Below are 23,148 nucleotides of genomic sequence, written 5' to 3' on the forward strand. Positions count from 1 at the left end.
GTACCCATGGACACGGAGACCGCAGGTGAGCGTCGCCCGGGGGAAGGCATGGCCCACCGCACCGGGTGAGTCCCGGGTGGGGGCGTCAGGCGTGGAGCTTGTCCAGGAACGAGTGCAGATTGCCCATGGTCCTGTCGATCTGCTCCTGAGTGCCCAGAGTCTCCTCCATGCGCAGCCCGGCCTCGGGCGCCTTCTTCCCCCTCACGTACAGGGAACATGCGAGGTCGGTGCACATGTAGACGCCCACCGAGTTGCCTTCACGGCCCGCCGCGCCGGCCTTGCGGGCGGTCATGAGCGACACGCCGCTGCCCGGGTGGGTGGTCAGGCACAGCGAGCACATGCTCCGGTGCAGAAAACCGCGCTGCGACGACGGAAAGCGCAGCGTGACACCGATGAGCCGTCCGGCGTGCTCGGTGACCAGATAACTGCGATCGGGTGCGCCGGGGTCCCGCCAGCCGAGGAAGTCCAGATCGTCCCAGGGGCGTTCGTCCAGGTCGCGGGGGACCGAAAGGCGCTTGGCCTCGCCCTTGGAGCAGTTGACGAACGAGCTGCGGATGTCCTGCTCGGTGAGCGGCTTCATGACGACGAGTCCTTCCGGGGCGTGGAACCCAGGGGGGTGGGGACACCCGGAAACCAGGAACCTGGGGATATTGGCCTTTTGCCGAAGGTATCCAGCCCCCTTCAGGGAGGGCGAACGGTTTTTGACCCGGCATCCGCGGACCCGCCGGGAGGGGCCGGCGCCCGGAACGGCGGATCAGCGGCCTGCCGCCTCCGGCGGCCACACACCCGGAGTCAGCACGCCGAGCGCATAGGCGCGGGCCACCAGCTCCGTGCGGCCGGCCGCCCCCCAGCGCGTGGACAGGCGCCGCAGGTGGTAGGTGACGCCGTCGACCGACAGACCCGTCTCCCGCGCCGCCCGGGCCGTGGTCGCGCCCGCGGCCAGCAGCGCCAGGATCCGGGCCTCGACGGGCCCGGCGGACGAGGCCCCGGCCCGGTCCGGCCCGGGGCACTCGCCCAGTACACGCACCACCACGAGCAGCGAGGTCGCCGCCTCGGCCGAGTCGCTCACCGGGTCAGCGGTCAGCTCACCGTGGCGCCGTACCCCGTCGGCCGCGTCCCAGCGCACCGACACCGGATAGCGCGACCGGTGCCGCAGCCGCAGCGCCTGCACGATGCGCTCGATCTGGGTGGGCTCCTGCGGACGGAACCTGTCCAGCACGTTCTGCCCCCGCAGGGCTCCCGGCGTCGAACCCCACTCGGCGGCCATCGCCGGGTTCGCCAGCACGATCGCCCCGTGCACATCGCACACCGCGACCGGCACCGGGATCCGGTCGAACAGAGTCAGGGCCCGGTTGCGCCACACCACGTCGGAGGTATGCGCCGACTCCATCCCCACCGCCCTTCCCGGCAAGTCCCCGGCCACGATAGACGCCGGCGCCGGAGTCCCGCGCCGGGCCCGGAGCGGACCGTGGCCGCCGGGCCCGCCCACGGGCGTCGATGTCGGACCAAGGCCCTAGGGTGAGCGCCATGGAGAGCTCGGATTCATCACAGGTGAGGCTCGAACCCTGGGCCGACGGCGACTTGTGGCTGCTGCGCAGGACCAACAGCCCCGAGATGACCGAGCATCTGGGCGGCCCGGAGACCGAGGAACAACTCGCGTCACGGCACCTGCGCTACCTGGGGCTCGAAGCCGGGCGGATGTACCGGGTCACGCTGGCGGACACCGGCGAGACGGTGGGATCCATCGGCTTCTGGGAGCGGACGTGGGGCGGCACGACGGTCTGGGAGACCGGGTGGGGAGTGCTGCCAGAATTCCAGGGGCGGGGCCTTGCGTCACGGGCTGCCCAGGCGGTCGTCCTGGCCGCGGGAGGCACCGGTGCGCACCGGTATCTGTACGCGTTCCCGAGCGTGTCCCACCACGCCTCGAACGCGGTCTGCCGGAAAGCCGGTTTCGAGATGACGGGGACGGCCGACTTCGAGTACCCGAAGGGTCACTGGATCAAGTCCAACGTGTGGCGGACAGACCTCGGACGTCCATGACGGCACGCCGTTCGTCACATCGAGCCCGAACCGGCCGGTGTTCCAGGCGCGTCAGGCGCCCTGGGTCGGCTTCCCGGCGCGCGCGTTCACCTCTTCCTCCACTTCGCCGCGCACCCGGCCCTGCTCCTTCGCGTACTCCGTCATCTCGCTCTGAACGTCGCGCTCGAGATCCCGCCAGGCACGGATCGCGGTCTCGTACATGTCGTTCTGCTGCCTGGTCCAGGGACTGACGGTGGGCGGGCCGTACAGCTCGCGCAGCGCCGAGGCTTTCGCCTGCGCCTCGTTCGCCGCACGCTGCATCTCCACGAGTTCTTCGAAGGTCGACGCCACGGCCCCGGATATTAGGCGCGCGGGTCCGCACCCAGGTCCACGACCCGCTCGACCGGCGCCGAGATCGACCGGTCGGCCCTGCCGGGGTCCGGGCGCGTGAACGTGCCGCGGGTCCGGGAGCCGGTGGCCGGCATTCGTCCGCCTGCCCGGCTCGGCCCGGCCGCTGAGGCGCCAAGTCCCCGGCCCCTCGGGCCCGAAGCTCCTCAGGTCTTAAATTAGGGTCTGATTTAAGCGGACGGAAGCGCCCGTCCGGCGACGAAGCAGCGGTATCGTGCGCGTCGGGCGGGATGGGACGAAGCCGGGCGGGTACGGGCAGGGGCACGGAGGGAGCGACATGGCGGGGCGAAATGGACGCACGGTGCGTGATCTGCGCCGGGGCAATCGCGCCGAGGTGCTGCGACGGCTGTATTTCGACGGCCCGATGAGCCGCTTCGAGCTCGGCCCGGTGACCGGTCTGAGCTCGGGTTCCATCAGCAACGTCGTCGCCGAGCTGGTGTCCGACGGACTGGTGGAGGAGGCCGGCAGCGTCGACTCCGACGGCGGCCGTCCGCGCACCCTGCTGCGGGTCGCGCCCGGCAGCGGCCACATGATCGGGGTCGATGTCGGCGAGACCCGCGTCCGTGTCGAGCTGTTCGACCTGACCCTGACCGAACTCGCCCGCACCGAACGGGTTCTGGAACACCAGCGGTACGACGTCGAGGTGGTCGTCGGGCATATCCGCGACGGCATAGCGGAAGTGCTGGCCGCCGCGGACATCGCTCCCGAACGGCTCCTCGGCGTGGGGATCGGCGTACCCGGCATCGTCGCCCGCACCCCGGACCGCGGCGCCGTGGTGCACGGCCAGACCATCGGCTGGGACGCCGTGCCGGTCGAGTCCCTGCTGCGCTCCACGTGCCATCTGCCCGAGGCCGTCCCCTACTTCATCGACAACGGCGCCAAGACCCTCGGCCAGGCCGAGATGTGGTTCGGCGCCGGACGCGGCGCCCACAGCGCGGTCGTGGTTCTCTTCGGCTCCGGTGTCGGCGCCTGCCTCGTCACGGAGGAGGTGGGCAGCGGCCGGGCCGTGGAATGGGGTCATCTGACCGTGCGGGTCCGGGGGCGCCGGTGCCGATGCGGCGCACTCGGCTGCCTGGAGGCGTACGCGGGTGCCGAGGCTCTCATCGAGCGGTGGCGCGAGGAGGGCGGACAGCCGCCCGGGAGCGTGGACGAGGAGACCGCGCTCAGCGCCCTGCTCGCCGCGGCCTACCCGGCCGAGGGCGCTGAAGCCGACCCGGTGGCGCTCGCCGTCCTGGAGGAGACAGCCGAGTACCTGGGCGCGGGCCTGTCCGACCTGATCAACCTCTTCCAGCCCGAGCGGATCCTGATCGGCGGCTGGGCGGGGCTTCAGCTCGGGGCCCGGTTCCTGCCAGCGGTGCGCCGGCACGCCACGTCGTACGCCCTGCGGTATCCGGCCGAGCGGGTCTCGATCGACCTCGGCAGACTCGGACCCGACGCCGTGACGGTCGGCGCGGCGATCCTGCCACTCGCCGAGTTCTTCGCCGACGGCGGCCGGCGCGCCCAGCCTATGAACCAGGGGCGCCCGCCCGCGTGGCGCACGGCGCTGGAGGAACGGGCGCCGCGCTGATCGGCGGCGCGCTCACCGTGGGCCCGCGGGCACCGTGGTTTCGCCTCCCCGCCCCGCGGTACTCGCCGCCTCGCCGGGGACAGGCCGCCGTGCTCGGGCGCGGGGCACGTCGCTCCGGTGAAGGAGGACTCTGCCGTGACCGATCGACGGCACCGGGATCCCGGCCGGAAGAAGGCGCCGATTCCACGCGACATGCCGGACCAGCAGGCCGGTGGGGGCGACGAGGGCCGGGGGGCCGGGGCATCCACCGCGGGGGTCTCCGACGCGGACGAGTCGGGTACGGCCCGTCGCGGTGGTGACCGTTTCGCCGAGGAGAGACCCGAACCCGATGAGCCTCCGGGGTGATCCGCACCAGGCGCTGTGCGATGTCCCCGCGGGTGCGTGAGGGGTTTGCGCAGTTCCCCGCGCCCCTGCCGACGTGTCGCCGCCCGCGCGGGGCATGGAAGAGCCCCGGCCGCGACGGGGGAATCACGGCCGGGGCGGTCTGTGGTGGGCCCGGACGGCGGTCGCCTCTCGGCGGAAGGCTCCACGGGGCTTCAGCCGAACGATCGTCTCCGTGGTCAGGTGATGAGGTCCGGGGACACTGTCCCGTTCGCACCCACAGCTTGTTCAACTCGAAACTACCGGTCGGTGTTCCGGATAATTAGCCATTGCGACGTGATCTACGTCACCCGGGGGGCCCGGGCGGTGACGCGGAGCCGGGTACCGTCCGCTCGCGTGTCCACTCCAGCAGTTGGTCCAGGGTCCAGGTGGTGATCACCCGCTCGGGCGGCACCCCGCACTCCTCGGCGCGGGCACAGCCATGGATCTGCCAGTCAAGCTGGCCCGGGGCGTGTGCGTCGGTGTCGATCGAGAACAGCACCCCCGCCTCGACCGCCTTGCGCAGCAGTCGCCGCGGCGGGTCCAGCCGCTCCGGCCGGCTGTTGATCTCCACCGCCGTACCGGACTCGGCGCACGCCGCGAACACCGCGTCGGCGTCGAACTCCGACTCGGGGCGTCCGCGCCCGGTGACCAGCCGTCCCGTGCAGTGCCCGAGCACATCGGAACGCGGATCACGGACCGCGGCGATCATGCGGCGGGTCATCGGGCCGGTGTCCATCCGCAGCTTGGAGTGCACCGACACCACCACGACATCGAGCCGGTCGAGGAGATCCGGCTCCTGATCGAGGGAGCCGTCGTCGAGGATGTCGCACTCGATGCCCGTCAGCAGCCGGAACGGCGCCCACCGCGCGTTGAGCGCCTCGACGGCGGCCAGCTGATCGCGCAGCCGCTCGGCCGACAGCCCGCGGGCGACGGTGAGCCGGGGCGAGTGGTCCGTGAGCACCGCCCAATCGTGTCCGAGGCGTGCTGCCGTACGGCCCATCTCCTCGATCGGGCTGCCGCCGTCCGACCAGTCGGAGTGCAGATGGCAGTCGCCGCGCTGGAGGGCCCGCAGCCGCTCTCCGCCGCGCCCCGCTGGAGCCGGGTTCTCCTGCTCCGCCTTCTCCAGGTAGGCCGGGGTCTTCCCGGCCAGCGCCTCGCGTACCACCTGGGCCGTCTTCGGGCCGATGCCCTTGAGGGACTCCAGTGTCCCGTCGGCCGCGCGCCCGGCGACCTCCTCCGCGGGCAGCGCGGACAGCACGGCGACGGCGGTACGGAAGGCCCGGACACGGTAAGTCGGGGCCCCGGCCCGCTCCAGCAGGAACGCGATCCGGTCCAGGGCCGCCACTGGATCCATCGGCACCTCCTCCATCCAGCGTTGCCCAGACGTCTGCGGCTCGCACCCGGGCGTGCGGGCGCGCCACCGCGGGTGTCAGGTCCGCCGGGCCGCTGAGTCGCGTGATGCGCTCTACGCTCTATGCATGACCGAAATCGCGTGCCCGCACATCTCCCATCCGCGGATCACGGTGCTCGGCGTCCACCCGGGCGAGCCGCCGTTCCGGATCGTGGAGGTGGACGGAGAAGTGGTAGGCCGGGCGACATCGCTCGTCGAGGTGCTCGATGTGGCCTGGGAGGCGGGTGTCACGGTCCATGATCTCGACGACCCAGAGGTTGTCCGCTGGGTGGGCGGCGACAAGCTGACCTGGACCCCGCGCCGCGAGCGCGAGCCGCAAGGGGCACGGCACCAGGAGCGCCGGCGTCAGGGGCCCGGGCATCAGGAGCCCGGGTGAGGAGCCGGCCGACGCGCTCGCAGGGCTGACGCCCGGTCCTCCCACGGTCGTGCCGCGAGAGGACGGAGCGCCGTACGCGCGTCGCGGAGGGCCGGTCAGCCGACCGTCCACTTCTGGTTGGCGCCGCCGGAGCAGGACCAGATCTGCAGCCGGGTGCCGTTCGCGGGGTTGTTGTCCGTCACATCCAGGCATTTGTCCGCCTGCGGGTTGACGATGTCGTGGGCCGCGGTGACCGTCCACTTCTGGTTGGGGCCGCCGGTGCAGTCCCACAGCTGCACCTTGGAGCCGTTCGCCGTGCCGTTGCCGACCACGTCCAGGCACTTGCCGAGTGCGCGCAGCGTGCCGTCCGGGGCCACCGTCCAGCTCTGTGCGGCGGTGCCGTTGCAGTCGTAGAGCTGGACCGGGGTGCCGTTGGCGGGGTTCGCACCCGCCACGTCCACGCACTTGCCCGCGAGTCCGGTGATCCGGGACCCGGTTCCGCCGGGGCTGTCGCCGGTCGTCACCGACACCGAGTCGACCACGAGTTGCCGCGGGAACGAGGTGGATCCATCGGGGTCGCCCGGCCAGTAGCCCCCGACCGCGAGGTTCAGGATCAGGAAGAAGGGCTTGTTGAACACCCACGTCTTGCCGCCGAGGTCGGCCGGTGTGTGCCGCTGGTAGACCGTGCCGTCGACCGACCAGGTGATGGAATCGGGCGCCCAGTCCACGGCGAAGGTGTGGAAGGCGTCGGCGAAGGCCGCCCCGCCCGGCAGCGAGTACGGGGCGCCGAGCCCGGCGGAACCCGAGTATCCGGGCCCATGGATGGTGCCGTGGACGGTCGAGGGCTCGAAGCCCACGTTCTCCATCACGTCGATCTCACCGCTGGCGGGCCAGCCGACCTGCCCGATGTCGCTGCCGAGCATCCAGAACGCGGGCCACATGCCCTGACCGCGCGGGATCTTCATCCGGGCCTCGACATGGCCGTACTGGGCCGTGAACTTCCCGGCGGTGTTCAGCCGCGCCGAGGTGTACTGGCAGGTGCCGTACCAGCACTGGTAGCCGGCCGGGTTCTCGCGGCGGGCCGTGATCACCAGATGGCCCTGGCCGTCCAGGGCCGCGTTGGCAGTGCCGGGCGTGTAGTACTCCCGCTCATGGTTGCTGACGTTGTCGCCGGCCTGGGTCTGCCACTTGGAGGAGTCGACGGCCGACCCGGCCGGGCCGTCGAACGTGTCGGAGAAGACCGTCGCGTCCGCCCTTTCGGGCGCGGCGTGGGCCGGGCCCGTGAAGGCGGACGCGGCGAGCACCGCGGAGAGTGCGGAGAGCAGACATCTGCGAAGCAGACGTGCGGGGTCCATAGCGCTCCCTTCGATACGGCCGCGCGGCAGGGCGGGCCGACGGAGGTGGTGGGGGGTACCGGCGCGGCCGGGAGCGCCGACCGCGCCGAAAGCGGTCCGTGGGGTGATGGTTCGCCTCTTGATTGAAGGGGTGAACTAACGGAACGTCAAGAACTTGGTACAGACCAGTGGGCGAGGGCGGTCCGACGCGTGCCGAGTCGTCTAGGTTCAGTCCGTACGAGGCTTGCGCGCGTGCACGGCACGCCCGAGCCGACGACCCAGCAGGACGTAACCGAGCAGCGCGCCCGCGGTGTTGAGGATGACGTCGTCGATGTCGAAGGCCCGCCCGGTGATCAGCGCACCCTGGACCAGTTCGACAGCCAGCATCACTGTCGCGGTGACGAAGCCCACGCGCAGAAAGCGCCGGGTCCTCGGCGCGAGAACCGGCAACAGGATGCCGAAGGGAACGCCGAGCAGGATGTTCCCGCCGATCTGCTTGACCGCGTCCCGGGTGGCGGGCTGATCCAGGTAGGCCCGCAGGGAGCGGCCCGGACGCAGATTGCTGTGGACCAGAGCCTGGGAGGCGGGCGACGGCGCCAGCGTCATCCGGGCCAGTGCCACGGCGAACGCCACCATCGCGGCGAAAGCGAGAGCCATGACGACCAGCCGGACGGGAAGCGGCAGCGGGCGTCGCTCTCCTGCCGCGGCCGCCGCGCTTCGCCAGCGGCCGGTCTTCGTGATGCGGGCGCTCAGCGCCGTGCGTGCCATCCCGTCCTCCCGGTTTCACCATGGCCATGGACAACAGCGGATACCCGCGGCACCGGCTCCGACTCCGGTGCGCCGGGCGCCCCTTGGGGCTCAGGCGGCGCCATAGGACACCTTCACGTCCTTGAAACCGAGGGACTTGAGAAGTCCCTCGAGCATGCTGGTGGTGTTCGCCTCGGCGCGGGTGGTCAGTCCGCTCTCCTTGGCGGCGTCTCCGATGTGCCGGACCGCCAGTTGCTGCACCGCGCGTTCGCTGTCGGGGTTGTCCGAGAACAGGTCGCCGATGCGGTCCAGCAGACCCCGTTGCTTGGACACCGCGTACGAGCGGTCTGGGTCGAGGGCGGGCTTGCCCAGTGCGGCGTGGGGGAGCCGGAGCGTGGCAGACGTGCGGTCACCGTCGACCGTCACGTCCCGTGTGCCCACCTTCCCGAGGTCGACATAGGCGTCGACCGTGCCCGCGCCCACGTACAGGGTGCGGGTGCCGCGGATCGCCGAGGGAAGGTACTCGGAGTCCTTCTCCAGGTCCACCACCACCTGGAAGTTGCCCGAGGCGGCCTCGTAGCGGCTCATGTCCTGGATGGACCGCAGGAGCGCCGGTCCCGACCGGTCGTGAGTCTGCTCCCCGAACAGGTCGCGCAGCCCCGGCAGCACGCTCAGCCGCAGTCCGGCGAACAGCACGGCGAGGACCACGACCAGGGCGATGACCACCTTGATCCAGCCGGGTGTCCGCCGTTCGGCGGTCGTCCGTGAAGGTTCCGGCTTCGTGGAAGTCGTCATGTCGACTGCCCTCCCTTCATTACCCCGGCTGCCCGCCATCTTCCTGTTCGGAACGCCAAGTTGACGGAATACGCACGCTTGTGGAGGGGCGTCGCGGCCCGGTCGGCACATGAGGTCACTGTGAATCCGTGAGGCGTTTGAACACGGCAGTGCCCCGCTGCGTACAGGGAGTGGGATTCATCTGCCGTTGACGGCCAGGACGTGGAGGAGTACTCCCTTGAGACGCAATTCGCGCAGACGCCCAACAGGCGCGCGGCGCGCGACCTTCGGAGCGGTCGCGCTGATACTGGGCGGGGGCGGCCTGGTGGCGGCGAACGTCTACGCTTCGGCGGCCGAGGGCGGCTGGGGCGGTTCGTCGAACGACGGTGATCAGGTGAAGTCGGCGACCGCCACGATCAACTGCCCCGACGTGGGCAGCCGGCTGACCGCGGTGCCGCAGCAGGCGAAGCCGGACGTCGACAAGGAACTCGCTCTGCTCGACCAGCAGATCACCGACGCGTACGGCCGGCTGGCCTCGACGCGTGACGCCCAGACGAACGACACGGGCTATGTGCAGAACTCGATCCTCGGGCCGCTCAAGGACAAGCGTTCTGCCGTGATCGACCGCATCAAGACCGACTATCAGCAGGCGGGTTCGACCGCGCCGGGCGACATGAACAGCCTCGCCCCCTGCACCGGGATGCCCGCCGACCAGGCGCAGCCGGGAGCGGGTGGCCAGACCGCGACGAGCGCGCCCGGTGACGGCGGTCAGCAGAACAGCGGTGGCCAAAGCAGCGGCCAGCAGCAGGGCAACGGCGGCCAGGCGGCGGCCAGTGGCCCCGTCGCCTCGGACTTCGTGGACATCACGACCGCGCAGCCGAACGTCAGCAAGCCCCAGCAGCAGGCGGACGCGTCGACCGGCGGGTTCGTCACCAAGTGCGGTGTGAACGCGAACGGCAAGCACAACACGGACAACGTGATCGTGGCGCCCGGCGTGACCAACGGCGCGCACCACCTCCACGACTACGTGGGCAACCAGTCCAACGACGCCTTCGCCACCAACGACACCTTCGCCGCGGCGCAGACGAGCTGCGAGAACCAGGGCGACAAGTCGTCGTACTACTGGCCGGTGCTGCGCGTGCAGGACGGTACGCAGGACTTCGACCAGAACGCGGACGGCGGCGGCAAGGAAGGCAACATCGGCCGGATCCTCGTCGCCAAGCAGGCCGAGATCAAGTTCGTGGGCAGCCCCACCGGCAAGGTCGTCGCGATGCCGCGGTTCCTGCGGATCATCACCGGTGACGCCAAGGCCTTCACCAACGGCCCCGGCAACGCCAACGCGCACTGGAGCTGCACCGGTTTCGAGGACAAGGTCCAGCTCACGGACAAGTACCCGATCTGCCCACAAGGCAGCCAGGTGGTGCGGTCGTTCGCCTTCCAGAGCTGCTGGGACGGCCAGAACATCGACAGCGCCAACCACCGCACGCATGTGGCCTTCGCCGCCCCGAACGGCAACTGCCAGAACGGCTTCAAGGCCATCCCGCAGCTGACCATGCGGCTCGTGTACGACGTTCCGCAGCCGGCCCTCGAGAACGGCCAGATCAAGAACCCGTACGCGGTGGACGGCTTCCCGGAGCAGCTGCACAAGCCGATCACCGACCACGACGACTTCATCAACGTCATGACCGACGACCTGATGAACCAGGTGGTCGACTGCATCAACACCGGCCGTCAGTGCGGTGGTGGCGGTGACAACGGTGGCGGCACCGGTGGCGGCAGTGGTTCCGGCACCGGCACCGGGAGCGGCGGCAGCGCGGGCAACGGCGGCAGCACTGGCAACGGCACCGGCACGGGTACCGGCACCGGCACGGGTACCGGCACCGGGAACGGCGGCAGCGCGGCCAACGGCGGCAGCACTGGCAACGGCGGTGTCAGCGGCTCCGGTGGTGACCAGACCGCACAGCCCCCTGCCGGTACCCCCGGCACGGTCGTGACCAACGCCCCGGACAGCGCGACGTCGGGCCCGGGTTCGCACCATGGCAACGGGAGCGGCAACGGCGGTGCCACGCCGAAGGCCGCCTCCACCCCCAACGCCGCCTCCTCGCCCAAGTCCGGCCATGGCGGGGCGTCCGCCGCGCCGGAGAGCGCCACGGACAACGGCAACGGCAACGACGGCGGTCCGGCGGCCGGTTCGGGCCAGTCCTCGCCGGCAGGCGAGGCCGCGGCCCCGTCCACTGCGGCGCCGAGCGCGTCACAGGCGGTCGCCGGTGGCGGCAGCTCGTCCACCCCGGTGCAGACCGAGCCGCAGGCGTCGACCGGGGGACTCGCCGAGACCGGCGCGCACCTGTGGCCGGCCGCGATCGGCGCGGTGCTCCTGGGCATGGGGCTGCTGCTCCTGCGCCGGATCGGACGCCGTTCCGTCTGACGAACACACGCTGACGTCCACACGCCGAGGCGACGCGAACCGCCCACACGGTTCGCGTCGCCTCGTCCTGGTTCGGGGGCTGCCCACTGACGTCCACGCCCACCGGCCGGGTAACGTTGCAGCGTTTTGCCGTTGCCACAGGGGGAGTTGATGTGTCGGGCAGCCTCGCGCCGGCCGGGTGGAGACAGAGCGAGCTGGGGATGTGGGCGGCCTATCGCCGCGGCGAGTGGTACGCGGGAGGGGGCGAGATCCGGGCCGTGGCGATCCGGCGGCTGCTGCTCGCGCCGCCCCGCGCGGAGCCCGGACACCTGGCCCGGCTGCGCCTGGAGGACGTCCGCGTCACCGGCCGCCTCGACCTCGCGGAGGCGGTGGTCGAGGGAACGCCCAGGTTCAGGAACTGCCGGTTCGAACAGGCCCCGCACCTGGACGGAGCGTCACTCGGCGCGCTGGAGCTGCGCGACTGCGAACTGCCCGGAGTGTCCGCGGCGGGCGTGACGACCGGCTGGAAGTGGGAGATGATCCGCTGCCGCCTGACCGGGCCCCTGGACCTGTCCGGAGCGGGCATCGGTGGCACCCTGCACCTGGAGGACAGCGAACTGGACGGCCGTGCCGATCTCCGGGGCGCGTCCGTGCACGGCAGCGTCGTCCTGCGGGGAAGCACGATCCGCGAGCCGGGGGGCACGGCGCTCCAGGGGAACCGGCTGCGCGTGGGAGGGGACCTGGACTGCCGGGGCGGACTGGTGACCGAGGGCGCGGTGGACCTGTGCGACGCCCGGCTCGGCGGCGGCGCGCTCTTCGACGGCGCGACGCTCAGCCGCGAGCACGGACCGGCGCTGCGCGCCCACGGCATCGATGTGGGCGCCGAGTTCAACTGCTGCGGCGGCTTCACCGCGCACGGCAGGATCGCCCTGAGCAACATCACCGTGCGCAGCCGGATCTCCTTCGAGGACGCCGTCATCGACGTTCCGGCCGGGCAGCCCGCCCTGACCTGCCGACGCACCACCGCCTCCGAACTCCACCTCGGCACCCGCCTGCCGGTGAGCGGCACAGTCGACCTCAGCCACACCCGTGTCACCGTCCTGCGCGGAACTCCCGAGCGCTGGCCGCGCGCCCTGCGCCTCGAAGGGGTCGTCTACGACAGCCTGCTGCCCCAACTCCCCGCCGCGGAAAGGCTTCCGCTGCTCGCCCGCGACCCCGAGGGCTTCACCCCGCAGCCGTACGAACAACTGGCGGCCGTCTACCGGCAGCACGGCCGGGACACCGACGCCCGGACCGTCCTGCTCGCCAAGCAGCGCCGTCTGCGCGGCACGCTCGCCTGGCCGGGCAGGGTGTGGAGCGGTCTGCAGGACATCACCGTCGGCTACGGCTATCAGCCCCTGCGGGCCGTGTGGTGGCTCGTCGCCATCATGATCAGCGGCACCCTGCTCTTCAGCACGTGGCCGCCGCAGCCCATAGATCCGGGCAAGTCGCCGCACTTCCAGCCGGCCATCTACACCTTCGACCTCCTGTTGCCCCTCGTGGACTTCGGGCAGGAACAGGCGTTCGCCTCCCGAGGGCTCCTGCAGTGGGCGTCCGTGGTCCTCGTCTGCCTGGGCTGGCTCCTCGCCACCACCGCCGCGGCCGGGGCCAACCGCATGCTGCGGCGCGCCTGAGCGGCCCCGCGCATTCCCACGACCGCGGCGAGTGGCTTGTGGCCGACTGGATCCGGGAGACCGGGATACCCGGGGAGCGTATGCGGGCGGGGCACCGCCCGCCCCGGAACCCGTACGGAGGAAACATGGCACTGGTGGTGGCGGGCCTCGTGGTCCTGGACTGTGCCGAGCCCGAGAAACTCGCCGCGTTCTACCGGGAACTGCTCGACGCCGAGGAAACCGACGCGAGCGCGAACCGGGTGGAGATACGCGGCGCCGACGGGATGCGGATGGCGTTCCGGCGGGACGCGAACGCCACCCCGCCGAGCTGGCCGCGCCCCGAGAACTCCCTCCAGGTCCATCTGGACTTCGTGGTCGAGGATCTCGACGCGGCCGAGCGCAGGGTGGTCGCGCTGGGCGGGCGACCGCTGGAGGCGAAGGACGCGCCGGGGCCGTTCGAGGAACGCGGGTGCGCCGACCCCGCCGGGCACTCCTTCACCCTGCTCCGCACCCCGGCCATCGCGCCGAAGCGGGGCTGAGACCGACCGGCTTTCCGGGCTCAGCACCGTGTGAGACGCGCCCTCCGGGGCAGTCGGGCGGGGTGAGCAGGACATCCTCCGACGCGGAGCGGCTGGACGGCACGGCGGAGAACAGCGGGCCCGCGGACGCCTCCCGGCCGGGCCCCGAGCCGGAACACGGACCCAGGCCCCCCGACCGCAAGACGCGTGTCACGGTGCTCGTGGCGCTCGGAGCGAATGTGCTGATCGCCGTAGCCAAGGCCGTCGGCGGTCTTGTCTCAGGCTCGCCCGCACTGCTGTCGGAGGCGGCGCACTCGGTGGCGGACACCCTGAACGAGGTCTTTCTGCTGGCCGCGCTGCGGCGCAGCCGTCGGCCGCCCGACCGGCGCCACCCCTTCGGCTACGGCAGGGAGCGGTACTTCTGGTCGCTGCTCGCGGCCGTCGGCATCTTCGTGATGGGCGGCTGCTTCTCCTTCTTCCAGGGCGCCGAGGCGCTGCGGGGCGGAGCGCAGGAGTCGCACAGAGGCTATGCGGTGGGTCTCGCCGTGCTCGCGGTGGCACTCGCGTCGGAGGGCACGTCCCTGCTGCGCGCCCTCCACCAGGTGCACGGGCAGCAGGGCACCGCGGCCGAGATCCTGCGCGACCCTGCGCTGCGCACGGTCGTCGCGGAGGACGGCGCGGCGGTGCTCGGAGTGGTCCTCGCGATCGTCGGCATGGTGCTGCACATGGTCACCGGGAACGTGGCGTGGGAGGCGTCCGCCTCGCTGGCCATCGGCGCGCTTCTCGTCTGCGTCGCCTACGTTCTCGGCCGCGACGCCCGCGACCAGCTGATCGGCAAAGCCGCCGATCCGGCGATGAGCCACCGCATCAGTGTGCTGCTGGAGGAGCAGCCGGAGATCGACAGTGTGGAGCAGTTGCTCACCATGGAACTCGGCCTCGACTCGTATCTGGTGGCCGCCCGTGTCGATCTGGTTCCGGGCCTGGACAGCGAGGAGGTCGAGGAGGCCGCGATACGGATCAAGCGCTCCGTCGCGAGCACCGTCCCGCAGGCCCACCAGATCTTCCTCGACATCACTGACGCCCCCACCTGGGCGGCGGCCCGTCGCCGCCATGGTGAAGAGCAGGGCCCCGCCGCGCCGGGGGAACGCGGCGGGACCTGACGGACGGCTGCCCGGTCGCGGACGGATCATGCACACCGGTTTCCCGCACTCCGGCTCTACTCGCCGCCCCGTCCCGGCTCTACGCGCCACAGCGCACCGAGCCGCGGAGGTCGTCCTCCGGATCGAGCACGGACCGGGCCGGACACCGCACGCCGGGGGGCGGCGCAACGGCCGCGGCACCGGGAAAGCCGAGCGCCTACCCCCTGCGGACGGGGGCGTCCCGCCCGGTTCGTACTCATCCCGTCGCCGTACCGCTCGCCGAGCGGGCGTCGGCGAGCTCCTGTTCGGCCAGCCGGCGGCGGGCGTCCGCCCAGCTGATCGGCAGGTCCGCGGCCGGGACCTGCCAGAACGTGAAGATGGAGTGGTCCGTCGCGGACCGGAGGCCGTTCATGACAGACCGGTGCGGTTCGGCCCGCGCGTAGGTGTACAGCGCCTGCCGGTCCTCCCAGGCCGAGAGGGTCCAGAACGTGCGCTTGAGGGGCTGGGCGACGAGTGAGGCGCCGTACGCTCCCGGCGCGTTCCTGACCTGCTTCCAGGCGGCGAGCGACCGCAGGAAGAACCGGGGAACGTCGAAGAGCGAGCGGGCCTGGAGGCGGGAGGCCATCACGAAGGCGTGGGCATTCGACGCGGGGGTGCTGACGGTGGTCCAGGGGAGCGTGGGCATGGTGCGGCCTTCTTCCGGCAGGGAGTTGGGCAACCTTGGATATCTCCGCTATCCATCTTAGGCAGTGGAGCTATCCAATAGCCAGGGCCGAACCGGACGGCTCGGCGGCCGATTCCCAGGCCGCCTTGCGCCCGGCCCGGTTGAGGCAACGCATCCGAGGGATCATTCTGGAGCATATGGAGCAAGTCGCCGCTGCGGCGATCGTCGATGCCCGGGGCACGGTGACGGGATGGAGCGCGGGTGCCCAGGAGTTGACGGGATACCCGGCCGAGGAGGTGGTGGGCCGCGCGGCGCAGGACCTGATCGCCGAGGACATGATGGCTCCGGCGTTGACCGCGCTCACCGGCACGGTCATGGTGCGGCACCGCGACGGACACACGGTGCCGGTGTGCCTGACCGCGCATCCCGTGATGGGCCCGGACGGCACTCCTCTGGGCTTCGTGGTGACCACCGCGCCCGAGACGGCGGACGCCGTCCTGGTGGCCCGCGCCTTCCAGCAGGCGCCGGTCGCGATGTCCGTGTTCGACACCGGACTGCGCTATCTGAGGGCCAACGACAGGGCCGGCGAGATCCTCCGGGTCGACGCGGCCAGCCTCGCAGGACAGCACTATCCGGGCACCGGCGTCGAGGGCGACGCCTCCGACCGGCGTTTCCACCACCACCTCTCCCAGGTCGCCGAGACCGGGCTGCCAGTGCACTACGAGAGCTACAGCCGGGCCCCCTCGGACCGCCGGGAGCACGCCTGGACCATCGACATGTGGCCGGTGCACACCGCCCCGGGCGAGGTGACCGCCATCGCCTTCGCCGCCGTGGACAACAGCGAGCAGCACTGGTCGCGCCAGCGTCTGGTCCTGCTGAACGAGGCCGCGACCGTGATCGGCACGACCCTGGACGTGCCGCACACGGCGGAGGAACTGCTGGAGGTGGTCATCCCCCGCTTCGCCGACTTCGCCAGCGTGGATCTGCTCGACTGGGTTCTCGACAGGGACGAACCGCCCAAGGAGGTCCTCGACGAGCCGGTCCTGCACCGGATCGCCCACCGCTCGGTCCACGAGGGCACCCCCGAGGCGGCCGTCCGGCTCGGCGACACCGACAGCTACCCGCCCTACTCCCCGCCGGTGCGGGCGCTGCGGGAGGGGCGGGCCGTGCTCCGCCGCGCAGGCGAGGCGGACTTCGACCGCTGGCTCCAGGAGCGCAACTCCCGGGGCGTCGGGGACGCGGGGTACCGCAGGGGCGCACACTCGCTGGTGACCGTGCCGCTGATGGCCCGCGGCACCACCCTGGGCGTGGCGGTGTTCGTGCGGATCGCCAACCCTGACCCGTACGCCGCCGACGACGCCGTCCTCGCCGAGGAACTGGTGAGCCGGGCGGCCGTCTGCGTCGACAACGCCCGCCGTTTCGCACGCGAGCGGTCCACCGCGCTGGCCCTGCAGCACAGTCTGCTGCCCCGGAGCCTTGCCGAGCAGGCGGCGCTCGATGTCGCGCACCGCTACCTGCCCTCCGGATCGATGGCGGGCATCGGCGGCGACTGGTTCGACGTGATCCCGCTGTCCGGCGGCCGGGTCGCCCTCGTCGTGGGCGATGTGGTCGGGCACGGCATCCGCTCCTCGGCCACCATGGGCCGGCTGCGGACCGCCGTACGCACCCTCGCCGATGTCGACCTGCCGCCCGACGAACTGCTCACCCATCTCGACGACCTTGTCACGCATCTGGCGGGGGAGAGCGGCGAGGAGGTCGGGGAACTCGGAGCGACCTGCCTCTACGCGGTCTACGACCCCATCTCGCGCCGACTGGCCCTGGCCGCCGCGGGCCATCCACCGCCATGTGTCCTGACGCCCGGAGGAAGCGCCCGGCTCGTCACCATGTCCGCGGGCCCACCGCTCGGCGTCGGCGGCCTGCCCTTCGAGGAGACGGAGCTCGAGCTGCCCGAAAGCTCGCTGATCGCCCTGTACACGAACGGCCTGATCGAGGGCCGCGACCGCGACCCCGACCACGGCGCCTGCGAACTGTGCCACGCGATGGAGACCGCCCGCGGCTCCCTGGACGACCTGTGCGACAAGGTCGTGAAGTCGGTGCTGTCCGACGAACCAGGCGACGACGTCGCGCTGCTGCTGGCCCGGACCCGGGCCCTGGGCACCGATCAGGTCGCCACCTGGGACGTCCCGCCGAACCCGTCCTGCGTGGCCGCAGCCCGACAGCAGGCCATCGAGCAGCTGACCGCCTGGGGCCTGGAAGACGCCGCGTTCGTCACCGAGCTCGTGGTCAGCGAGCTGGTCACCAACGCGATCCGCTACGGCGGAGCGCCCATCCACCTACGGCTCATCCGCGACCGCTCGCTGATCTGCGAGGTCTCCGACGGCAGCTCCACCTCACCCCATCTGCGCCGGGCACACGCCTTCGACGAGGGAGGCCGCGGGCTGCTGCTGGTCGCCCAGCTCACCCAGCGCTGGGGCAGCCGCCAGACCAGTGAGGGCAAGACGATCTGGGCCGAACAGCCGCTGCCCGCGTAAGTGCTCCGCCGGAGTTCCCGTTCATCACCGCGGGGCCGTCGTGGCCGGTCGCGCCCGCATACCTACGGGCCGCGCGGCGCACACGTCGCGCGGCCCGCTGGTGAGCCGGGCTCACTCGCCGGTCGGCTCCAGTACGAAGACGGGGATCTCACGATCGGTCTTCTCCTGGTACTCGGCGTACGGCGGGAACGCCGCGACCGCCCGGTCCCACCACTGGGCCTTCTCCTCGCCCGTGACCTCACGCGCCGTCATCTCCTGGCGGTCGGTCCCGTCCTGGAGCTCCACCGTGGGATGCGACGCGACGTTGTGGTACCAGACGGGGTGCTTGGGCGCGCCGCCCTGCGAGGCCACCACCGCGTACCGGCCGTCGTGCTCCACGCGCATCAGCGGGGTCTTGCGGATCTTGCCGCTCTTCGCGCCCAGTGTCGTCAGGATGATCACCGGAAGCCCGGTGTCGAGGAGCGTCGTCCCCTGGGTGCCACCGGAACTCTCGTACAACTCGACCTGTTCGCGCACCCACTGCGTCGGGCTGGGTTCGTACTCGCCCTCAAGAGGCATGGCTTTCGTCCCCTCATCGCCTACGACTGCTGACACGGCTGTGGTCCGCCGTGCCCTGGCGCACGCCCCGGAACCACGCGTTGCACGATTCAACACCAGCCGCCCACGGTTTCATCCGCGCCACGCGACCGCACACCGCGCCCCGGCCGCCCCTGCGAATCCAGCCAGGGACCGGCCACGAGACCGGGGACGAGGGCGGCCGGTTTGCGTCACATCGGCGCCACCAGCATCCGCACCGCCAGAGCCGCCATCACCGTGCTGGAGACGAACGCGGTCACCAGCCGACCGCGACGACCCGTCAGCGCCCGGCCGAGCAGCGCACCACCCCCCGCGAGCGTCAGCTGCCAGCTTGCGGATGCCGCGAAGGCCGCGAGGACGAACAAGCCCTGTTCCACCGGCCGCACCGCGTCACCGGAGCGGCTGCCGAGCACCAGCACGGCGAAGTAGACCACCGTCGTCGGGTTGAGCAGGGTGATTCCGAGCAGTCCCAGATAGGCGCGTGCGGGGCCGGGCGGCACCGCGCGGGCCGCGCCGGCGGTCTCCGTCGTGCGGTGCCGACGCAGGGCGGTGTGAGCTCCGTGCACGGCGAGGACGGCCAGCACCAGGGCGGACGCCCAGCGCAGCGGGACCAGGACCGGCTGGAGCGTGGTGGCGAGCGCGGTGCCGCCGATCGCCGCCACCAGGGCGTAGACCCCGTCGGCCGTGGCGACCCCGAGCGCGGCGCACGCACCGGTACGCAGGGACGTACGGGCGGTGAGGGAGACGAGATAGGCCCCCACGGCTCCGACGGGCACGGCGATGCCGTAACCCGCGACGAGCCCTGCGACCAGCGCGCCGGTCATGACCGGGGAAGCGAGAGCCTCCGCGGACGGCAGGGCTGCTGTCGGCCACGCACCGGGGAATCGGCGGCGGAGGACAGCGGCACAAGGGCATCGAACGTCGGCATGCGCAGATCCTGGAGCACCGGGGGACGCCCGGGCAATCGAATTAACATGGCCGGTAGGGGAGCGCATGAGGGCGCCCCGGCACTTCGAGGCGGCACGGCCCGCCCGGCAGACGGCTGACTTCGGCCACATACGGCATCCGGCGGATATGTCCGAACTTCAGGTGGCCATGTAGATGCCTCGGGCATCTAATGAAGATCGGCAAGAGTGAATCTTCGCGTGCGAGGCCATAGATCGTGCGAGGTCGCAGATGAAGAAATCCGGTACGACGACCACAGAACCCGTCGCCTTCCCCCAGGACCGCACCTGCCCCTACCACCCGCCCACCGCCTACGACACCCTGCGCGAGAAGCGCCCCCTGAGCCGCGTCACCCTGTACGACGGGCGCGACGTCTGGGTGGTCACCGGGCACACCACCGCCCGTGCCCTGCTCGCCGACCCGCGCCTGTCCTCCGACCGGAACCGCGCCGCGTTCCCGATGATCAACAAGCGCTTCGCCGCCGTCCGCGACGGCCGCAAGCTCGTCCTGCTCGGCGTGGACGACCCCGAGCACCACACCCAGCGGCGCATGCTGGTCCCCAGCTTCACCCTCAAGCGGGCCACCGCGCTGCGCCCGCGCATCCAGGAGACGGTCGAGGAGCTGCTCGCGACGATGGAGGCCGCGGGACCGCCCGCGGAGCTGGTGAGCGCCTTCGCGCTGCCACTGCCGTCGATGGTGATCTGCTCACTGCTCGGCGTCCCCTACGACGACCATGAATTCTTCGAGGAACAGTCCCGCAGGCTGCTGCGCGGCCCGTCGGCTGAGGACGCCCGGGACGCCCGCGAACGGCTGGACGGCTACCTCGGGGAGCTGATCGACCGCAAGCGCGCCGAGCCGGGGGACGGGCTGCTCGACGAGCTGATCCAGGAGCAGTTGCGCGAAGGCGACCTGGACCGTGAGCAGCTGGTCTCCATGGCGACGCTCCTGCTGGTCGCCGGACACGAGACGACGGCCAACATGATCTCGCTCGGTACGTTCACCCTGCTCCGCCACCCCGAGCAGCTGGCCGAACTGCGGTCCGCGCCGGAGCTGATGTCCGCCGCGGTCGAGGAACTGCTGCGCTTCCTGTCCATCGCGGACGGGCTGGTGCGGGTGGCGACCGAGGACATCGAGATCGAGGGCACCACCATCCGGGCCGACGAGGGCGTGCTGTTCTCCACGTCCGTCATCAACCGGGACACCACCGCCTTCCCCGAACCCGACGACCTGGACTGGCACCGCCCGGCCCGCCATCACGTCGCCTTCGGGTTCGGCATCCACCAGTGCCTCGGCCAGAACCTGGCCCGAGCCGAGCTGGAGATCGCGCTCAGCACCCTCTTCGAGCGTCTGCCGGGTCTGCGGCTCGCGGCCCCGGCGGAGGAGATCCCCTTCAAACCGGGCGACACGATCCAGGGGATGCTGGAACTCCCCGTGACCTGGTAAGAGGCTGTGACCATGACCGGCGACATCTCCATCACCATCGACAGGGACGTCTGCGTCGGTGCGGGCCAGTGCGCCCTCACCGCGCCCGGCGTCTTCACCCAGGACGACGACGGCTTCAGCGAACTGCTGCCCGGCAAGGAGGACGGCGGCGGCGACCCGCTGGTCCGGGAGGCCGCGCGCGCCTGCCCGGTGAGCGCCATCACCGTCCACGAAACCGTCTCCGAGGTCTCCGAGAAAGGAAACTGAGCCGGGCCGACGACGGCCCTCGGCCCCACGGTGACGGCGCGTCACCTCATCCGTCGAGGACGGCGAGAGCGAGCCCCCGCAGTCGTGCGGGTTCTCCGATCAACTCGTACGAGATGATCCTCCCGTCCTCGACCGTCACCATCAGGAGGCCGCGCCGCAGTGTCGGGCCGCCGTGCGGCATCCGGCGCCACAACCGCCGACAGTCACCGTGCGGCCCACCACGGGCGCGATCTCCTCGAACCGGCCGGCCGCCGTGAACCGGCCCCGCTCTACCGGTAGGCCGCCAGCAGCAGCCCGGCGGCGCGGGCAGCCTCCTCGCCGGGTGTCGTGGTGGCCTCTGTGCCCGCGGTCACCATGGCACCCTCGGCCAGCAGAAACAGCTGGCCGGCGAGGGGCGGGGGCAGGCCCGCGTCGGTCACCAGAGAGGTCAGGTACTGCCTGAACGCCTGCTTGTGGGCGCGCACCCGGGCCACGACGCGCGGTGAGGTGGCGCCGAGTTCGCCGTACGCGTTGATCCACGCGCAGCCTCGGAAGTCCGGCTCGCGAAACCACTCGCTCAGCCAGCCGAAGACCGAGGTGATCCGCTCCAGCGGGTCCGTGTGCCGGTCCACATGCTCGGACAGGCGCTGCCGCCAGCGCACGTCGCGCCGTTCGAGATAGGCGTCCACCAGCTGTTCCTTCGCCGGGAAGAGCTGGTAGAGCCGCTTGAGCGACACCCCTGACGCGCCGCGGATGTCGTCCATGCCGACCGTCTGTATGCCGCGGCCGTAGAACAGCCGCTCCGCGGCGTCCAGCGCCCGCTCGCGGGCGAGTTCGCTGTCCATGTACGGGCCCTCCTCGGCGTCCCCGGTGTGAGAACCGACGTTCTCCACGCTAGCAGTACTGCGGAAGCCGAGGTACGGCCCGTCGTCGCGGCCCCTGGTGCCGTTCCCCCAAGCTCTTCGAGCAGGGGTACCCCCAGCCGCGTTGTCGTCGGTTGCCATGGCTTCGCCATGACGCCCTCCTCCGCCTTGCGATGCACGGCACCAGACCCCGCTCCCTGATCCGGCCTGATCCGAACGAAAGACCCTAGAGTGCTCGCGTGATCGAAGACGCCCCGAAACCCTTCCTGTACGCCGTCGTCTGTGCCGCGGGCATCGCGCACGATGTGGGCAGGCTCATCACGGCGGCGCAGGATCGCGGCTGGGAGGTGGGTGTCATCGCCACGCCGCCGGCTGTCCGGTTCTTCGACGTCGCCGCGGTCGAGGCGCAGACGGGCCGCCCCATCCGTTCCGCCTGGCGGGCGCCCGGCGACCCTCGGCCCTTCCCGGACCCCGACGCGGTCGTCGTCGCCCCCGCCACCTTCAACACCGTCAACAAATGGGCCGCCGGGATATCGGACACCCTCGCGCTCGGCACCCTGTGCGAGGCGTACGGCCGCGGGGTGCCGGTCGGCGTCCTGCCCTGCGTCAACGAGGCACTCGCCGCCCACCCGGCCTACCGGGCGAGCCTGGAGCGGCTGAGCGGCATGGGGGTGCGGTTCGGCGACCCGTACGCCGGTGACGAGGACGAGGACGGCCCGCACCCGGAGTTCCGGTGGGAGCGCGCCCTGGACCTGGTCGCAACCCGCCCGTGAACCAAGCGGGTCCGGCAAAGCCGGGCGCGGCTCCGTGACGTCCTGAGGCGGCGCGGGGCCCTGCCGGTATGCGGCTCCGCCGCGCGACGCCCGCTGGACCGGCGACGGTCCGCCCCCGCACCCCGCACCCCGCACCCCGAGGCCCGGATCCGGCGCGCTGCCGGAAGCGACCGAAGTGCCCGTAGGCGAATTGCGGGGGACGCCGGAGCCGGACGGCTCCGGAATTAACTGAACGCGCGACGGTACTGACTTTTTGTCAATTCGAGCGCACTCGGTGGGAACTCGCCACCGTACTGACAAATTGTCAATTCGAGTCCACCCGACGGGAAAGGGGAAACCAGGGGGTCCCTTGTTCGGTCCGGGCGACCTGTGCAAAAGTGTCTCCGTCGGCCCGCGGGTCGCATTTTCCGCTGCGCACGCCGATGTAGCCGTTCGCC

At 71.5% G+C, this 23,148-nt stretch carries 24 protein-coding genes; 12 read left to right on the forward strand and 12 right to left on the reverse strand.

The genetic code is table 11. The features are described 5' to 3' along the window. Window positions 1-85 precede the first annotated feature (85 nt). Window positions 86-580 (reverse strand): FBP domain-containing protein, encoded by a 495-nt coding sequence (locus tag ABZ845_RS09380; RefSeq protein ID WP_360975261.1) that lies wholly within the window; start codon window positions 578-580, stop codon window positions 86-88. Window positions 581-754: 174 nt separating this feature from the next. Next, a complete protein-coding gene (locus tag ABZ845_RS09385) occupies window positions 755-1,390 on the reverse strand; it encodes a PAS domain-containing protein (protein ID WP_360975264.1) in 636 nt (211 codons plus the stop codon). Between the two features lie 137 nt (window positions 1,391-1,527). On the opposite strand from ABZ845_RS09385, the gene ABZ845_RS09390 reads away from it, so the two are divergent. Continuing rightward, entirely contained in the window at window positions 1,528-2,040 is a 513-nt protein-coding gene (locus ABZ845_RS09390; protein WP_360975267.1) for a GNAT family N-acetyltransferase, read from the forward strand. A gap of 51 nt (window positions 2,041-2,091) precedes the next feature. On the opposite strand, the gene ABZ845_RS09395 is transcribed toward ABZ845_RS09390, so the two are convergent. After that, the gene (locus tag ABZ845_RS09395; protein WP_360975270.1) at window positions 2,092-2,370 is read right to left on the reverse strand and encodes a hypothetical protein; all 279 of its coding nucleotides are present in this window, start codon (window positions 2,368-2,370) and stop codon (window positions 2,092-2,094) included. A gap of 334 nt (window positions 2,371-2,704) precedes the next feature. On the opposite strand from ABZ845_RS09395, the gene ABZ845_RS09400 reads away from it, so the two are divergent. Both ABZ845_RS09400 and ABZ845_RS09405 read left to right on the forward strand, forming a co-directional pair. Further along, a complete protein-coding gene (locus tag ABZ845_RS09400) occupies window positions 2,705-3,994 on the forward strand; it encodes an ROK family transcriptional regulator (protein WP_360975273.1) in 1,290 nt (429 codons plus the stop codon). Between the two features lie 135 nt (window positions 3,995-4,129). Next, complete coding sequence (locus tag ABZ845_RS09405) at window positions 4,130-4,339, forward strand: hypothetical protein (protein ID WP_360975276.1); 210 nt, start codon at window positions 4,130-4,132, stop codon at window positions 4,337-4,339. 322 nt (window positions 4,340-4,661) lie between these two features. Here the strand turns inward: ABZ845_RS09405 and ABZ845_RS09410 are convergent, their stop codons facing one another. After that, window positions 4,662-5,711 carry a PHP domain-containing protein gene (locus tag ABZ845_RS09410; RefSeq protein WP_360975279.1) on the reverse strand — a complete coding sequence of 350 codons (1,050 nt, stop codon included), beginning with the start codon at window positions 5,709-5,711 and terminating at the stop codon, window positions 4,662-4,664. Between the two features lie 124 nt (window positions 5,712-5,835). Between ABZ845_RS09410 and ABZ845_RS09415 the strand changes: the two genes are divergently transcribed. Continuing rightward, the gene (locus ABZ845_RS09415; RefSeq protein WP_360975282.1) at window positions 5,836-6,144 is read left to right on the forward strand and encodes a hypothetical protein; all 309 of its coding nucleotides are present in this window, start codon (window positions 5,836-5,838) and stop codon (window positions 6,142-6,144) included. A gap of 95 nt (window positions 6,145-6,239) precedes the next feature. Here ABZ845_RS09415 and ABZ845_RS09420 read toward each other — a convergent pair whose 3' ends face one another. The 3 genes from ABZ845_RS09420 to ABZ845_RS09430 all read right to left on the reverse strand — a co-directional run bounded on the left by ABZ845_RS09420 (window position 6,240) and on the right by ABZ845_RS09430 (window position 8,999). Beyond that, window positions 6,240-7,478: a ricin-type beta-trefoil lectin domain protein gene (locus ABZ845_RS09420; RefSeq protein WP_360975285.1), complete on the reverse strand. Its 1,239-nt coding sequence runs from the start codon at window positions 7,476-7,478 to the stop codon at window positions 6,240-6,242. Window positions 7,479-7,685: 207 nt separating this feature from the next. After that, the gene (locus ABZ845_RS09425; protein WP_360975288.1) at window positions 7,686-8,225 is read right to left on the reverse strand and encodes a VanZ family protein; all 540 of its coding nucleotides are present in this window, start codon (window positions 8,223-8,225) and stop codon (window positions 7,686-7,688) included. Between the two features lie 90 nt (window positions 8,226-8,315). Continuing rightward, entirely contained in the window at window positions 8,316-8,999 is a 684-nt protein-coding gene (locus ABZ845_RS09430; RefSeq protein ID WP_360975291.1) for a DUF4230 domain-containing protein, read from the reverse strand. 217 nt (window positions 9,000-9,216) lie between these two features. Between ABZ845_RS09430 and ABZ845_RS09435 the strand changes: the two genes are divergently transcribed. From ABZ845_RS09435 to ABZ845_RS09450, 4 genes are all read left to right on the forward strand, one after another. Next, a complete protein-coding gene (locus ABZ845_RS09435; protein WP_360975294.1) occupies window positions 9,217-11,403 on the forward strand; it encodes a DUF1996 domain-containing protein in 2,187 nt (728 codons plus the stop codon). 152 nt (window positions 11,404-11,555) lie between these two features. Further along, a complete protein-coding gene (locus ABZ845_RS09440; RefSeq protein WP_360975297.1) occupies window positions 11,556-13,055 on the forward strand; it encodes a hypothetical protein in 1,500 nt (499 codons plus the stop codon). 125 nt (window positions 13,056-13,180) lie between these two features. After that, window positions 13,181-13,573: a VOC family protein gene (locus ABZ845_RS09445; protein WP_360975300.1), complete on the forward strand. Its 393-nt coding sequence runs from the start codon at window positions 13,181-13,183 to the stop codon at window positions 13,571-13,573. Window positions 13,574-13,767: 194 nt separating this feature from the next. Continuing rightward, window positions 13,768-14,712 (forward strand): cation diffusion facilitator family transporter, encoded by a 945-nt coding sequence (locus tag ABZ845_RS09450; protein WP_360975774.1) that lies wholly within the window; start codon window positions 13,768-13,770, stop codon window positions 14,710-14,712. Between the two features lie 235 nt (window positions 14,713-14,947). Here the strand turns inward: ABZ845_RS09450 and ABZ845_RS09455 are convergent, their stop codons facing one another. Then, on the reverse strand, window positions 14,948-15,376 hold the full coding sequence (locus tag ABZ845_RS09455; RefSeq protein WP_360975303.1) for a DUF3291 domain-containing protein: 429 nt from the start codon (window positions 15,374-15,376) through the stop codon (window positions 14,948-14,950). Window positions 15,377-15,552: 176 nt separating this feature from the next. Here ABZ845_RS09455 and ABZ845_RS09460 point away from each other — a divergent pair, with 176 nt between their 5' ends. Next, window positions 15,553-17,886: a SpoIIE family protein phosphatase gene (locus ABZ845_RS09460; protein WP_360975306.1), complete on the forward strand. Its 2,334-nt coding sequence runs from the start codon at window positions 15,553-15,555 to the stop codon at window positions 17,884-17,886. A 111-nt stretch (window positions 17,887-17,997) separates the two neighbouring features. On the opposite strand, the gene ABZ845_RS09465 is transcribed toward ABZ845_RS09460, so the two are convergent. Both ABZ845_RS09465 and ABZ845_RS09470 read right to left on the reverse strand, forming a co-directional pair. Then, window positions 17,998-18,444, reverse strand: a complete 447-nt coding sequence (locus tag ABZ845_RS09465) for a nitroreductase family deazaflavin-dependent oxidoreductase (protein WP_360975309.1) — start codon at window positions 18,442-18,444, stop codon at window positions 17,998-18,000. A 209-nt stretch (window positions 18,445-18,653) separates the two neighbouring features. Next, a complete protein-coding gene (locus tag ABZ845_RS09470; protein ID WP_360975312.1) occupies window positions 18,654-19,286 on the reverse strand; it encodes a LysE family transporter in 633 nt (210 codons plus the stop codon). A gap of 352 nt (window positions 19,287-19,638) precedes the next feature. On the opposite strand from ABZ845_RS09470, the gene ABZ845_RS09475 reads away from it, so the two are divergent. Continuing rightward, on the forward strand, window positions 19,639-20,850 hold the full coding sequence (locus ABZ845_RS09475; RefSeq protein ID WP_360975315.1) for a cytochrome P450: 1,212 nt from the start codon (window positions 19,639-19,641) through the stop codon (window positions 20,848-20,850). A gap of 24 nt (window positions 20,851-20,874) precedes the next feature. Further along, window positions 20,875-21,096, forward strand: coding sequence for a ferredoxin (locus ABZ845_RS09480; protein WP_360975777.1), 222 nt, complete (start codon window positions 20,875-20,877; stop codon window positions 21,094-21,096). Window positions 21,097-21,142: 46 nt separating this feature from the next. On the opposite strand, the gene ABZ845_RS09485 is transcribed toward ABZ845_RS09480, so the two are convergent. Together ABZ845_RS09485 and ABZ845_RS09490 are read right to left on the reverse strand one after the other, a co-directional pair. Next, window positions 21,143-21,277 (reverse strand): hypothetical protein, encoded by a 135-nt coding sequence (locus tag ABZ845_RS09485; protein WP_360975318.1) that lies wholly within the window; start codon window positions 21,275-21,277, stop codon window positions 21,143-21,145. Between the two features lie 88 nt (window positions 21,278-21,365). After that, window positions 21,366-21,920 (reverse strand): TetR/AcrR family transcriptional regulator, encoded by a 555-nt coding sequence (locus ABZ845_RS09490; RefSeq protein ID WP_360975321.1) that lies wholly within the window; start codon window positions 21,918-21,920, stop codon window positions 21,366-21,368. Between the two features lie 257 nt (window positions 21,921-22,177). On the opposite strand from ABZ845_RS09490, the gene ABZ845_RS09495 reads away from it, so the two are divergent. After that, window positions 22,178-22,711 (forward strand): flavoprotein, encoded by a 534-nt coding sequence (locus ABZ845_RS09495; protein WP_360975324.1) that lies wholly within the window; start codon window positions 22,178-22,180, stop codon window positions 22,709-22,711. Window positions 22,712-23,148: the final 437 nt, after the last annotated feature.

This window comes from Streptomyces sp. NPDC047022 (assembly GCF_040644155.1).
In the GTDB taxonomy this organism is placed as follows: domain Bacteria; phylum Actinomycetota; class Actinomycetes; order Streptomycetales; family Streptomycetaceae; genus Streptomyces.

What these genes read in the sequence shown, in the direction of transcription:
- ABZ845_RS09385 (WP_360975264.1), bottom strand. Translation starts at nt 1,390, where the DNA reads ATGGAGTCGGCGCATACCTCCGACGTGGTGTGGCGCAACCGGGCCCTG.
- ABZ845_RS09470 (WP_360975312.1), bottom strand. Translation starts at nt 19,286, where the DNA reads ATGACCGGCGCGCTGGTCGCAGGGCTCGTCGCGGGTTACGGCATCGCC.
- ABZ845_RS09475 (WP_360975315.1), top strand. Translation starts at nt 19,639, where the DNA reads ATGAAGAAATCCGGTACGACGACCACAGAACCCGTCGCCTTCCCCCAG.
- ABZ845_RS09400 (WP_360975273.1), top strand. Translation starts at nt 2,705, where the DNA reads ATGGCGGGGCGAAATGGACGCACGGTGCGTGATCTGCGCCGGGGCAAT.
- ABZ845_RS09420 (WP_360975285.1), bottom strand. Translation starts at nt 7,478, where the DNA reads ATGGACCCCGCACGTCTGCTTCGCAGATGTCTGCTCTCCGCACTCTCC.
- ABZ845_RS09390 (WP_360975267.1), top strand. Translation starts at nt 1,528, where the DNA reads ATGGAGAGCTCGGATTCATCACAGGTGAGGCTCGAACCCTGGGCCGAC.
- ABZ845_RS09485 (WP_360975318.1), bottom strand. Translation starts at nt 21,277, where the DNA reads ATGCCGCACGGCGGCCCGACACTGCGGCGCGGCCTCCTGATGGTGACG.
- ABZ845_RS09415 (WP_360975282.1), top strand. Translation starts at nt 5,836, where the DNA reads ATGACCGAAATCGCGTGCCCGCACATCTCCCATCCGCGGATCACGGTG.
- ABZ845_RS09410 (WP_360975279.1), bottom strand. Translation starts at nt 5,711, where the DNA reads ATGGATCCAGTGGCGGCCCTGGACCGGATCGCGTTCCTGCTGGAGCGG.
- ABZ845_RS09490 (WP_360975321.1), bottom strand. Translation starts at nt 21,920, where the DNA reads ATGGACAGCGAACTCGCCCGCGAGCGGGCGCTGGACGCCGCGGAGCGG.
- ABZ845_RS09460 (WP_360975306.1), top strand. Translation starts at nt 15,553, where the DNA reads ATGGAGCAAGTCGCCGCTGCGGCGATCGTCGATGCCCGGGGCACGGTG.
- ABZ845_RS09465 (WP_360975309.1), bottom strand. Translation starts at nt 18,444, where the DNA reads ATGCCTCTTGAGGGCGAGTACGAACCCAGCCCGACGCAGTGGGTGCGC.
- ABZ845_RS09425 (WP_360975288.1), bottom strand. Translation starts at nt 8,225, where the DNA reads ATGGCACGCACGGCGCTGAGCGCCCGCATCACGAAGACCGGCCGCTGG.
- ABZ845_RS09445 (WP_360975300.1), top strand. Translation starts at nt 13,181, where the DNA reads ATGGCACTGGTGGTGGCGGGCCTCGTGGTCCTGGACTGTGCCGAGCCC.
- ABZ845_RS09380 (WP_360975261.1), bottom strand. Translation starts at nt 580, where the DNA reads ATGAAGCCGCTCACCGAGCAGGACATCCGCAGCTCGTTCGTCAACTGC.
- ABZ845_RS09455 (WP_360975303.1), bottom strand. Translation starts at nt 15,376, where the DNA reads ATGCCCACGCTCCCCTGGACCACCGTCAGCACCCCCGCGTCGAATGCC.
- ABZ845_RS09430 (WP_360975291.1), bottom strand. Translation starts at nt 8,999, where the DNA reads ATGACGACTTCCACGAAGCCGGAACCTTCACGGACGACCGCCGAACGG.